9 protein-coding genes are annotated in these 11,801 nt (G+C 61.1%); 2 read left to right on the plus strand and 7 right to left on the minus strand.

The features are described from left to right. Positions 1–11 precede the first annotated feature (11 nt). The 7 genes from WC683_12275 to WC683_12305 form a co-directional block, all read right to left on the minus strand. Positions 12–977 (minus strand): electron transfer flavoprotein subunit alpha/FixB family protein, encoded by a 966-nt coding sequence (locus tag WC683_12275; GenBank protein MFA4973385.1) that lies wholly within the window; start codon positions 975–977, stop codon positions 12–14. A gap of 2 nt (positions 978–979) precedes the next feature. After that, the gene (locus WC683_12280; protein MFA4973386.1) at positions 980–1,792 is read right to left on the minus strand and encodes an electron transfer flavoprotein subunit beta/FixA family protein; all 813 of its coding nucleotides are present in this window, start codon (positions 1,790–1,792) and stop codon (positions 980–982) included. Further along, the gene (ahcY, locus tag WC683_12285) at positions 1,792–3,204 is read right to left on the minus strand and encodes an adenosylhomocysteinase (GenBank protein ID MFA4973387.1); all 1,413 of its coding nucleotides are present in this window, start codon (positions 3,202–3,204) and stop codon (positions 1,792–1,794) included. Before ahcY ends, WC683_12280 begins: the two co-directional genes overlap by 1 nt. A 71-nt stretch (positions 3,205–3,275) precedes the next feature. Next, positions 3,276–4,721 carry an alkaline phosphatase family protein gene (locus WC683_12290; GenBank protein MFA4973388.1) on the minus strand — a complete coding sequence of 482 codons (1,446 nt, stop codon included), beginning with the start codon at positions 4,719–4,721 and terminating at the stop codon, positions 3,276–3,278. Positions 4,722–4,727: 6 nt separating this feature from the next. Continuing rightward, a complete protein-coding gene (locus tag WC683_12295; protein MFA4973389.1) occupies positions 4,728–5,456 on the minus strand; it encodes an ABC transporter substrate-binding protein in 729 nt (242 codons plus the stop codon). Continuing rightward, positions 5,449–7,131: a TolC family protein gene (locus tag WC683_12300; GenBank protein ID MFA4973390.1), complete on the minus strand. Its 1,683-nt coding sequence runs from the start codon at positions 7,129–7,131 to the stop codon at positions 5,449–5,451. The genes WC683_12295 and WC683_12300 overlap by 8 nt, the downstream gene beginning before the upstream one ends. Positions 7,132–7,276: 145 nt before the next feature. Continuing rightward, the gene (locus tag WC683_12305; protein ID MFA4973391.1) at positions 7,277–8,626 is read right to left on the minus strand and encodes a GAF domain-containing sensor histidine kinase; all 1,350 of its coding nucleotides are present in this window, start codon (positions 8,624–8,626) and stop codon (positions 7,277–7,279) included. 207 nt (positions 8,627–8,833) lie between these two features. On the opposite strand from WC683_12305, the gene WC683_12310 reads away from it, so the two are divergent. Together WC683_12310 and WC683_12315 are read left to right on the plus strand one after the other, a co-directional pair. Next, positions 8,834–11,578: an MXAN_5808 family serine peptidase gene (locus tag WC683_12310; protein MFA4973392.1), complete on the plus strand. Its 2,745-nt coding sequence runs from the start codon at positions 8,834–8,836 to the stop codon at positions 11,576–11,578. Positions 11,579–11,587: 9 nt separating this feature from the next. Beyond that, positions 11,588–11,801, plus strand: a 214-nt coding sequence (locus WC683_12315; protein MFA4973393.1) for a bifunctional riboflavin kinase/FAD synthetase, incomplete at its 3' end; no start/stop codon positions are given.

Below are 11,801 nucleotides of genomic sequence, written 5' to 3' on the forward strand. Positions count from 1 at the left end.
CTAAGTAAAGATCATTTCCGGCGCATCTCCCTTATGAACTCCTCCAGCGCAGGCACGACCTCGAACATGTCGCCCGCGATCCCGTAGTCAACGCGCGAGAATATCGGCGCCTCAGGATCGCTGTTTATCGCGACGACGACCTTGGAGGAGCGCATGCCGCTCATGTGCTGGATCGATCCCGAGATGCCGCAGGCGATGTAGAGCGCAGGGCTCACCGCTCTGCCCGACTGGCCGACCTGGTGGTCGTGCGATATCCACCCCTCGTCCACCGCCGCCCTGGAAGCGCCGACCGTTGCCCCGAGCGCCCTTGCCAGATCCCTTATCATGCCGAAGTTCTCGGCGTTTCTGATTCCGCGGCCTGCGGCCACGATCCTGTCGGCCTCCGCCAGGTCCACCATGCCGGGCTCCGACTCCTCCACGCGCTCGATGCGCACGCCCTGTGCATCAACGGTCTCGACGACTGAAACTGCAGGCAACTTGTCGAACGCCGGTGGGATTGAAAATGAATTCGGCCGCACGGAGGCGAACGCGGGGCTCGATAAAAGCCTCACCGCTGCGATCGCAGCCCCGCCGTAGACAGGCCTCTCGAAGAGGACCTTTTCCCCCTCCACTGATATGCCCGTGCAGTCGGATGCCATCCCAACGCCCAGCCTCATGGAGGCCCTGACCAGGAGGTCTGCGCCGAAGGGGGTGGATGAACCCAGCACGCAGTCGGGGGCGAAGCGAGCTACGGCAGCGCACAGAGGCTGGGCGAGCGCCTGCCCCGAACGCGCATCGTTGCCCGAGGCATTCGCAGCAAACACAGTGTCTGCGCCTGCCCTCCCCAGCTCTCGAGTCAGCGCATCTCCGGACGCGCCCGCGACGAAGGCCGCAACTTCGCCTCCCGGCGCCACGAGCGACGCCGCCTTGCCGATGAGCTCGGCCGAATGGCGCTTGAGAGCGCCCCCCTCTGACTCCGCCACTACGAGTATCATCATACTCAGATCACCTTCGCCTCTTCCCGCAAGAGCCTCACCAGCTCACGGGCCGCATCTCGCGGCCGGCCCGCTATCATCCTCCCCCTCCTCCTCTCGGGAGGAGGCGCAAGCCGCTCGATCGACATCGCGCTCTTGACCTCAACTCCGAGCTCCGACGCATTGGTCTCAGCGATCGGCTTTGATTTCGCCTTGAGTATCCCGGGGAGAGAAACGTATCTCGGCTGGTTGAGGCTCTTCTCGCAGCCGATCAACGCGGGAAGCCGGACCCTTATCATCTCCTTCACTCCTGCGCCCGCGGCCCTCGTGCATACGGCCTCCTTAAAAGCGGGATCGCACTCGAATTTCTCTACCGGGGAGACATGCGGAAGCGAGAGCATCTCGGCCACGCCGATGTGCACCTGGCCCCAACCTGCGTCCGTGGAGATCTTGCCCGCGAACACGATATCGAACCCCTCGCGCCTGCAGGCTGCGGCCAGCAGCGTCGCCGTGAAGAAGGGGTCCGGCAGAAGGCCCTCGACGTCGATACGCAGGCCGCGGTCAGCGCCCATGGCGAGCGCCCGGCGCATGGTTTCCTGCGCGTGGACGAGGCCGGCCGTAACGATCACGACCTCTACCGCCCGGCACGCCTCCGGCGAAGCCGTGGCGGTCGGGCCGCACAAAGATTCCCTGAGGCGCAGCGCCTCCTCGAGCGCGATCTCGTCGTATGGGTTTATCACCCATTGGATGCGGTCAGCGATTATGGATTTTCCGTCAGGAGCGATTTCGATCAGGCTCTCTGTGTCAGCGACTTCTTTGAGCAGGACGCCGATCTTCATCAATATCTGTAATGGTCGGACTTATACGGGCCGTCGACGTTGACACCTATGTAGCTCGCCTGCTCCTGTGTGAGCCGCGTCAGCTTCACGCCCAGCTTGTCGAGATGGAGCTTCGCCACCTCCTCGTCCAACTTCTTAGGCAGCGTGTAGACGGCGATCTTCGGCTTGTCCTTGGCCAGCGCCATCTGGGCGAGACACTGGTTCGTAAAGGAGTTGGACATGACGAAGGAGGGATGCCCGGTGGCGCAGCCAAGGTTCACGAGCCTGCCCTCCGCGAGGATGAACACCGAGCGCCCGTCGGGGAAGACCCAGCGGTCGACCTGCGGCTTGATCTCCACCTTCTTTATGCCGGGCGTCCTCTCGAGCCGGTCCATCTGGATCTCGTTGTCGAAATGCCCGATGTTGCAGACGATCGCCTGGTCCTTCATCTTCGACATGTGATCGGCCGTTATCACGTCGCGATTGCCGGTGGCGGTGACGAAGATGTCCGCCTCCGAAAGCGCATCCGCGACCGTCGTGACCTCGAAGCCCTCCATCGCCGCCTGCATCGCACAGATCGGGTCTATCTCGGTGACCAGCACCCTGGCGCCGAAGCCGCGCATGGACTGGCAGCAGCCCTTGCCCACGTCACCGTAACCGCAGACCAGGACGACCTTGCCCGCGACCATGACGTCGGTGGCGCGCTTGATGCCGTCAGCGAGCGACTCGCGGCAGCCGTAGAGGTTGTCGAACTTCGACTTGGTGACGGAATCGTTGACGTTGTACGCGGGGAAGAGGAGTTTGCCCTCCTTCATCATCTGGTAGAGCCGGCCCACGCCCGTGGTTGTCTCCTCCGAGACGCCGATGATCTCAGGCACGATGCCGTGCCAGAACTTCGGGCTCTCGGAGTGAATCCTGCGGAGGAGGTTTTCGATCACCACCTCCTCTTTGATATTCGTCGTTATCTCGGGGAGCTTCTTGTTCTTCTCGAAATAGTTTTCCAGCTCAAAGCCCTTATGCACGAATAACGTGGCGTCCCCGCCGTCATCCACGATGAGGTTCGGCCCCTTGTCTGCGTGGCTCAGCGCCTGATAGGTGCACCACCAGTACTCCTCCAGCGTCTCGCCCTTCCACGCGAAGACAGGCACGCCGGTCGCCGCTATTGCCGCGGCGGCATGATCCTGCGTGGAGAAGATGTTGCACGACGCCCAGCGCACAGATGCGCCGAGTTCCCTGAGTGTCTCGATCAGCACAGCGGTCTGGATCGTCATGTGCAGCGAGCCGGTGACGCGCAACCCCTGGAGCGGCTTTTTGGGACCGTACTTCTCGCGCACCGCCATGAGGCCGGGCATCTCCTTCTGCGCCACCTCGATCTCCCTGCGCCCGAAATCGGCAAGCCCCATGTCTTTGACTTTGAAGTCTTTGCTGGTCATCTCGAACTCCTCTATATAAATATATAATGATACGTGGAGCGAAGGCGTATATCGCGAATTATCCCGTGATATCAAGAGTTAATATCGCGACCAGAAACCTCTTCAAGCAACGCGCCGTCTATGTGGCCGGGCAGAGGTCTGCCCAACATCGAAAGCACGGTGGGGAATACGTCGACCGTGCGCGCCGGCCTGTACTTGAGCTTCTGGTTAGTGATCAGCGGAACCCGCATGTGGCTCTGATGGAGCGAACCGTGAGAGGCCCGATGCTCCGGGTGCTCGTACTTCAATCTCAGATCGAACCCAGGGGTCGCCGATATCATCACGTCGCCCGACCGCGGCGCGGTGATGAGGTGCGCGATCTGGAACAGGGCGTCCGGGTAATCGGTATCCAGCGTGCGCACGAGCGACTGCTCGGAGTCGAGGTCAGCGGGGAGCGGAGGATAACCGAACGGGTCGGCGCCCTTGACCCTGTAGTGCAGCGCCGCCCCGTCGAGCCTCACCTCGGCCTCGCCCCGCCTGCTCAGTATGTCCGCACCCCCCTCGTTGTTGCGGACGGCCACGATGTCGACCGCCTCCTCCTCGAGCAGCGCATCTATCAGCGAGGGGGAACGTCTCTCGAGCTCGTCCCGTACCGTGTGGCGCGCCCAGCCGTCGCTGTTTTTGAAATACAGATGCGCCATGCCGTTTCCCGAAACCATGTTGGCCGAGAGCTTCCCCCTCTTTCGGAAGATGAGCGGGTAGAAAAACGCCGGCAACCCCATCCTCTCCAGGAACGAGTTCACGCAAAAATGCGTGTGCGTCGCGGAGAGCCCGTGGTCCGAGACGAGGAAGAACGCGGTCTCTTCCCACAGCCCCGCCTTCGATAGGTCGGAGACCACTTTGCCGACCGCGGAGTCGAGCCATCTGTATCTGGCAAGCGCGCTCTCGTGCCTGGGGTGAGCGAGGTGCGAATATTCGTCTATCCCCGGCAGGACGCAGAACACGTACGAGGGCGCTTTCCTGAGTTCGGCCCTGAGCTTCGAAAGGGCGGCCTCGTCCGTGAACGCCCAGCGATCGGTCAGATGCGAGTAGTACCAGTACCATATCCTGCTGATTCGAGTCGCGTTCCGTGAGCCCTCGGCGCCCCTCGCGATCGGGTTGAAGATCGAGACCGAGTCCGGTATCAACTCGAAGACAGTGCGTATGTGTTTCCACATGTCCCGCGCCATGCAGAAGCTTTCGAGGCCTACGTAGGATCGGTATCTGTCGAAGGAGGAGCCGGAGTCGTACTTCGCCTTGTCGAACCAGCGTATGCCGGGAACGTTGCACGTGCCGGGAAGACAACCTGTGAGAAAGGGAAGATAGGCGGGCCCGGTGGTTGAGGGGAAGCTCGTGACGGCGGGCAGCGAGCCCCCCTGCTCCACGAGGCGCCCGGCGATGTTGGGCAGGTTTCCCCGGGCGAGCTCCTCGCCGAGCACGTCGGCGCGCGCACCGTCGGCGAGCATCACGACGGCAAGTTTCTTTCTAGGCGTAGGCATCTTCAGCTAGGACTTTCTCTTGGAGCGTATATCGGAAAGTTTCTCGTTCATGCGCCTCACGAGATCCTGGTACCCGTGCTTCTTGATTATGGAGTCGAACTGGAATCGGTAGTTGTCCACGAGACTCGCCTCATCGACGATCACGTCGTAGATCTTCCATTGATCGCCCTTCTTCGTAAGCCTGTAGTTGAGCGCGATATCCACCCTCTCCGACGGCACCACGACCTTGGTGCGCACGAAGGCGCGCGTCTGCTCGGGGTTGTAGAATTTGTGGCCGTTGTAGACCACGTAGTATTTTCCCCCGCTCTTGCTCTTCGCAGCCGACTGCTCCTTCGAGAACAAAGCCTTCTCCTCCAGCAGGTCCGTCAGTATCTGCACGAACTGATCCTGCTCCTGGACCGTGCGCTCTTTCCAGTGAGAGGCCAGCGACTGCTTCGAAAGCTCGCGGATGTCGAACGTCCCGTGTATTATATTTTGTTTGATCTTGAGGTTGTGCTCCTCATCCTCCGCCGTGAGAGAGCCGCCCTTTGGCGCGACCTTGAAATCGTCGAGCATGTCGTCGAGTTCCTGTATCGCCCTGGTCGGCGTGCCTGCGTTATAATACTGCTTTTTGCTGCGCATCTGGTCTACGTCCACCTCCGCGCCCATCGCTGCAAAGGCAGGCGCGAGCATCGCGCAGAGGACCGCGAAGAAGATGGACGCCCTGAGAAGAGAGGGCCGTCTTTTTTCATTCATCGACATCACCCATCGAGGTGCCGCCGTCCACATTGTCCCTGCCATACGTGTCTTCCTCCTTGCCGTAATAATAATTGTCCGTCGTCGTGAAACCGCCGCCCTCGCCGCTCTGCATGTCGTCCAATACGACCGCCGCCTCCGGAACCACTTCCCTGAACCTGTCGCGGCCGACCCTCTTCTCCAGGGAGGCCAGCGCCATGTTGTAGTCGAAGACCGACTTGTAATAGACGCCCCTCGCCAGCAGCATGGCCTTGAGCGAGTCCGTGTATTTCTCGTTGTCGCCAAGGCCTATGTCGGTGTTCACCTTGGAGAGGAACATCATCTGCTCGGCCAGCGACTCGCCCCTCTTCGCGCGCTTCAAGTTCTCCTGCGCGCGCTTCGCTTCCAAATAGGCCTTGTGCGCATCGACCGATATCGCCCTGCGCGCGATCATGCGCTCGTACATCGCCTTGTGGTATTCCGCGCGCGCCTTCTTGATCTTCGCATAGGACCCGTGGAAATCGATCGTCCCCTTGAGCTCGAATCCTAGGCCCGCCCTCGTGAAATTGAAGGGGTCATTGAAGTCGTCGGTGAGCTGCAGGCCCCTTATCTCGCCGGTGGTGCGGCCTACGTCCACGAAGAAGCCGACCCCGGCCGTGGGGAGGACCTTTCTCTTCTCGAGCTTGTACAGCTTGTGTTTGGTCTCGACACCCAGGTCCATGAGTTTGACTTCGGGTTGAGCGGTCATCCCCGCGTCCACGAACTCATCCGCCCTGTCGAGTTTCGCCGGCTCAGGCGTGAGCGAGAGGCTATCGAGGACGATCTTCGTGTCGGGCTCGAGGTCGAGATGTATGAGCATCCCCTCGTAGGCAAGTTCCTGATTATGGGTGGCCTCTTCGAGGCGCTTCTCGAGCTCGAGCTTGAAGACCTTCAGCTGCGCCATGTCGTAGGGATCGATGCCGGGCAGATCCCCGATATCGTTCTCGCCCTTGGCCTTGTCGCCCTCCCCCTTTTTGCCCTCAGCATCCGCGGAGCCCTCCCAGTCTTCGTCCTCACCCCAGGCCTGCCTCGACTCCTCGTCTTTTATCCTCTTGTCGATCTTGCCTATCGCATCCTCGAGCAGGCCTATCGTCTCCTGCGCGAGCTGCACACCGTAATAGATCTGCTTCACCTGGTAGACCACGTCGGACTCGGTCTGGGCCCTGCGTATCCTGGCCGCCTCTATGCCACCGTCGGCGATCCTCTTGGCGAGCACAAGCTGGCCGAATGTCGAGACCGGAACACCTATTCCGACGTGAATGCTGTTGAAGAACGTGAGCTGCCCGTCGAAAAACGCGTTGAAGGCGTTGTCCACGTCCGTGGGGACAGGCGCCATCCTGTACTTATACTCCATCACCGGCCAGAAGGCCGCCGCGGCCTCGGCCCTCTGTCCCCTCGCCGCCTCGATGTCCTCGCCGGCAGCCCGAAGCCTCATGTTTCTGGTCAGGGCGATCCTGATGCAATCGGCAAGCCCGAGCTTCACTTTTCCGGGCCAATCCCTTCCCGCGACAGGGTCGAGCCCGTACTCCTCCTCGATGTTCGCGGGCCTGGATGGATCGGCCGACTGCCCCGCCGCCTGGGCCGATATGGCGAGGATGAGCGCCGTCGCACACAGCGCGATGAGTCGCGAACAAGAAATTTGGGGCCGCCATGACATGAGGTCGTCTCCAGAAATTCCCATCTCGGCGCCAAGACCGAAAGTCCAAAGCCTCTAACAGAAGAATATTGCGAACGCAACGCTTATCGAATGGCAAAAAATACTGGATAAACAGCGAGTTGAAGCTCTTATGGAGGTGTAAAAGCTAGACGCCGGCGGGCTTCAGGGGAAGCGTAAAATTGAACTCGCTGCCCAGCCCCACTTTGCTCGTGAGCCACATCCTGCCCCCGTGAAGTTCCACCAGTTTTCGCGAAATCGTGAGCCCAAGGCCAAGGCCGTCGTGGGAACGCGTAGCGCTGCCGTCGGCCTGCACAAAACCCTCGAATATCTCCTTCTGCTTTTCCGGCGGTATCCCCATGCCGGTATCCTTGATGCTCACCTGGAGCATCTCGCCGCACTTCTTGGCACCTATGGAGATCTTGCCGACATCCGTGAACTTGACCGCGTTGTCGAGCAGATGCCTGATGACCTGGCCGAGCCTCTTCTCGTCGCCGTAGATCCCGGGCGTGCCGTCGCTCAAGTTGTTCTCGAACGAGAGCCCCTTCTTGAGGTTGATCTCTTCCGTGATATTCTCAACCAGGCGCCTGAGGTTGATCTTCTGCACGTCGAGCTCGAGCTTGTTCGCCTCGATCCTGGAGAGGTCCATCATCGCGGTGACGGTGGCCAGCAGCCTCTCGCCGCCCTTCTTCACGAGACCCAGGTGCCTCTTCTGCTCATCGCTCAATTCGCCGTCCGCTCCGTCGAGCATCAGCTCGGAGAGACCGATGACGCTCGTGAGCGGAGTCCTAAGCTCATGCGAAAGGTTGGCGAGCAGCTGCGTCTTGAGCGTGGATGCTTCCTGCAGCTCCCGGTTCTGCCTGAGGAGGGCCTGATAGAGGTTGGCGTTGTGGATCGCGGTGGCGAACTGGACTGCCAGAAGCTTGAGCAGATCCTTCGTCTCCGCGTCATAGCCGCCGTTCTTGCGCTCGCCCAGGTTGATCACCCCGTATAGCCGATCGCTCACGAAGAGCGGTACGCACGCCTCGGCGTTGAACTGAACGCAGTAGCGCAGCCCGTCGTTTTTGACGGCGCGCACCGACTTATCCCTGACGAAATCCTCCCTCGTAACGACCTTGCGGTGGGACTCGATCCAGGAGAGAAACGGCGCAAAGCTGTCGAGGTCAAAGCCGAACGGCCGAAGCCCGCAGGAAGCCTTCATCTGGAACCGGTCCTTGGAGTCCCTTATCACCAGAGAGGCGCCGGACGCGGAGAGCATGCGGCAGGCCGCGGCCAGGAGCGCCGGGTAGATCTCGCGCCTGTCCGTGATGGCGTTGAAGCGCTCGATGTATTCCTGGAAGATGCGGCGATAGTCGTAGCGGCTTCGGCGCAGCACAAAACGCCGAAAGAGCGAGCAGACCGATCTCCAGCGCAAGGCGCATCCGCTGATCGCCAGCAGCGCCGCCAAAACAGGGGCCAGGATGCTTATGGCGGGCATGGCCGCCGTCCAGAACCGCATTGAGATTTGAGCCAGATTCAAGACGCCCCCGACGAGTCAGGGCATATAATATACTAAAATCAATAGGTTGACAAGCCGTTCCTCGTATTCATATGAAGAATTATGACAAAGCGGCATAAATTACATGGCGAACTTCTTGACTCAGCGCCCGCGCGGTCGCATCATTATCAGTTAAAATCAAACCCACATAATGGAGAACCCACAGAGATGATGCACGCCCCGAGAAAAGACCTGACGAAGAGAGTATCCGCACTGATCATCGCGCTCGCGATTTCACTGGTTGCGTCGGCGCACTTCGCAAAAGCAGCTGGAAAACAAGGCTCCGACGAGAGAGGCGAAATCCTCGACCGCACGCTTATCGCAGTGGCGCAGAACTATTACGACCCCGACAGGATCGCGCCGCAGGAGATGCTCGGCAGCGCGCTCGATGAGATCCAGCTCGGCATCCCCGAGATGCTCGTGACCAACAGGGACGGCGCCAAACTGGGAGTCACCGTGGGGCTCGCATCGAAACAGATAACCGCCAAGCCGATGTCGAATCTGGCCGATCTCTCGAGGACTATGCTCGAGGTGCTGGGGTTCACGCTGGCCCACTATCGTTCCGACGAGGAGACGACGCCCGAGGAGGTGGAGTACACCGCGGCGGAGGGGATGTTGAGGTCGCTCGACCCCCATTCCGGATTCCTGTCTCCGAAGGTCTACAAGGAGTTCAAGATAGGAACAAAGGGCAAGTTCGGCGGCCTGGGGATCGTGATCTCGATCAAGGACGGGATGCTCACGGTGATCGCGCCGATCGACGGCACGCCCGCCTCGGCAGCCGGGATAATGGCGGGCGACAGGATACTCCAGATCGACGACGAATCCACGATCAACATGTCGCTGACCGACGCGGTGAACAAGCTCAGGGGCGACGTGGGCTCGAAGGTCACGATCGCGCTCGAGACGCCCGGCAAGCCGGTGCGCAAGCTCTCGCTCACGCGCGCGCTGATCAACATCGAAAGCGTCAAGAGCACGCTCCTCTCCGAGAACGGCAAAAGGATAGGTTTCCTCAGGATCAAGAACTTCCAGAGCAACACCGACGACGACGTCGAGAAGGCGCTCGCCGATTTCCATAAGGACGGCGCAAAACTCGACGGCCTCATCATCGACATGCGCAACAACCCCGGCGGCCTGCTCAACGTGGCGGTCGACGTGGCCAACAGGTTCATGCGGCAGGGCATCATCGTCACCACCGTGGGCCCCCGCAACAAGATAATGGACGTGGACGAAGCCACGGCACTGGGCACAGAGCCGAGCTATCCGATCGTGGTCCTCATGAACGAAGGTTCGGCTTCGGCCGCCGAGATCGTGGCCGGCGCCCTGGCGCTCAACGACAGGGCGGTGACCGCAGGACAGCGATCGTTCGGCAAGGGATCGGTGCAGACCATCATAGAGGTGGGCGAAGGGGCGGCAATCAAACTCACGATCGCGCAGTATAAGCCGGCCGGGAGGCAATCGATCCAGGTCCGCGGGATCGCGCCGGACATCGCGCTCATCCCTTCGACCGTCGTCGTCGATGAGATCAACATAGTCGAGGACAAGCCGATGACGGAGAAGGACCTCGACCACGCGATCGCCGAGGAGAAGATCGAGGGCGGCCCCCTGTCGGAGCCGAAGTTCAGGATCCACTACTCCTCCCCCAAGAGGGATGAGAAGTGGCTGGAGCAAAGATCGCAGCGCGAGTATTCGAAGGATCCCGACCTCGCCGGCGACTTCGAGGTAGAGCTGGCCCGCAAGCTGATAGCGCAGGCCGGCGACGCCGGCGCGGAAGCGATGCTCAAGAAGGCGGCGCCAGTCATCAAGTCTCTGCAGGAGGAGCAGCACAAGGCGATCGCGAACGAGATGGCGAAGCTCGGCATCGACTGGAAAAAAGCGCCTGCCAACGGCAAGCCGTCCATCTCGATCTCGCACAGATTGACCCGCGGAGGGCAGCCGATCCAACACGCCAAGGCCGGCGACAAGCTGAAGATCGAGATCTCCGCGACCAATTCGGGCAAGGGCTCCGCCTCGCAGCTCATCGCCGTCGGAGAATCCGAGACGTCTTACCTGGAGGGGCTGGAGTTCCCGTTCGGCAGGCTCGACCCGGGACAGACGAGGAGCTTTTCGGTGCCGGTCGAAATCCCCGAAGGGGAGCCCTCCGCCATAAGGGTCATGAAGCTCAAATTCGACGAGGCCAACGGAAACGCGCCGGCTGCGGGCGAGATATCACTCCAGGTGGAGGAGTTGCCCTATCCCGCCTTCTCGTTCGAGATGAAGCTCCCGACCCTGTCGCAGGGGAGGCCCATGCCGAAAGGAGCATCGATCCCCATGTCCGTCGACGTCGCGAACACCGGCAAGGGGACGAGCAGCGAAGAGACCGTGGTGACGCTATCCAACGAATGCGGGGAAAAGGTGTTCATAGAACGCGGCAGATCGAAGGTGGGCGCGCTGGCGCCGGGGACCAAGAAGAGGGTCTCCTTCAGCTTCCACATCACGGACGGCGAAGACGGCGAGGACGGCTGCGCCGTAAAACTGTCGATAGTCGACCTCAAACGCCTAGCCATCCTCTCCAAGAAGATAGAGCTGGCGATCGCGAACGGGACCACGAAGCCCGCGGCCGACAGGGCGTACGGCCCGCCGACTATAGAGCTGGAACCTTTTGCGAAGGCCACGGACGCGCAGTCCGTGAACATCTCCGGGACGGTGAAGGACTCCGACCCGGTGCGCGACTGCTTCGTCTTCGTCAAGGACCGCAAGGTCGCCTATGTGCCCAACGCAGAGGAGTCCGACTCCATGACCTTCTCCGTGAACGTCCCTCTGGAAGAGGGTTCCAACAACATCATAATAGGCGCGCGCGACATGCAGGACATCACGGCGCGCAAGATGGTCGTCGTCGAACGCCGCAAGGCCAAGCCGGCCTCGGGCAACCCGTGAGGTGAGCCGGTGGAGCTGTTCGAAGGCTCTCAGAGTTTCTCATCGAGAAAGTTCGATTCCCCGGTCGTGGCGATCGGGATATTCGACGGCGTGCACCTGGGGCACCAGGAGCTCATGCGCCGCGCCAGGATGGAGGCCAAGAGGCGCAGATGCGCATCCGTAGTCTACACGTTCGAACCCCACCCCGTGAAGGTGCTCTCCCCCGACCAGTGCCCGAAGCTCC

This window comes from bacterium (assembly GCA_041648665.1).
GTDB lineage: Bacteria > UBA10199 > UBA10199 > 2-02-FULL-44-16 > JAAZCA01 > JAFGMW01.

What these genes read in the sequence shown, in the direction of transcription:
- WC683_12295 (MFA4973389.1), bottom strand. Translation starts at nt 5,456, where the DNA reads ATGAATGAAAAAAGACGGCCCTCTCTTCTCAGGGCGTCCATCTTCTTC.
- WC683_12280 (MFA4973386.1), bottom strand. Translation starts at nt 1,792, where the DNA reads ATGAAGATCGGCGTCCTGCTCAAAGAAGTCGCTGACACAGAGAGCCTG.
- WC683_12305 (MFA4973391.1), bottom strand. Translation starts at nt 8,626, where the DNA reads ATGCGGTTCTGGACGGCGGCCATGCCCGCCATAAGCATCCTGGCCCCT.
- WC683_12290 (MFA4973388.1), bottom strand. Translation starts at nt 4,721, where the DNA reads ATGCCTACGCCTAGAAAGAAACTTGCCGTCGTGATGCTCGCCGACGGT.
- WC683_12310 (MFA4973392.1), top strand. Translation starts at nt 8,834, where the DNA reads ATGATGCACGCCCCGAGAAAAGACCTGACGAAGAGAGTATCCGCACTG.
- WC683_12300 (MFA4973390.1), bottom strand. Translation starts at nt 7,131, where the DNA reads ATGTCATGGCGGCCCCAAATTTCTTGTTCGCGACTCATCGCGCTGTGT.
- ahcY (MFA4973387.1), bottom strand. Translation starts at nt 3,204, where the DNA reads ATGACCAGCAAAGACTTCAAAGTCAAAGACATGGGGCTTGCCGATTTC.
- WC683_12275 (MFA4973385.1), bottom strand. Translation starts at nt 977, where the DNA reads ATGATGATACTCGTAGTGGCGGAGTCAGAGGGGGGCGCTCTCAAGCGC.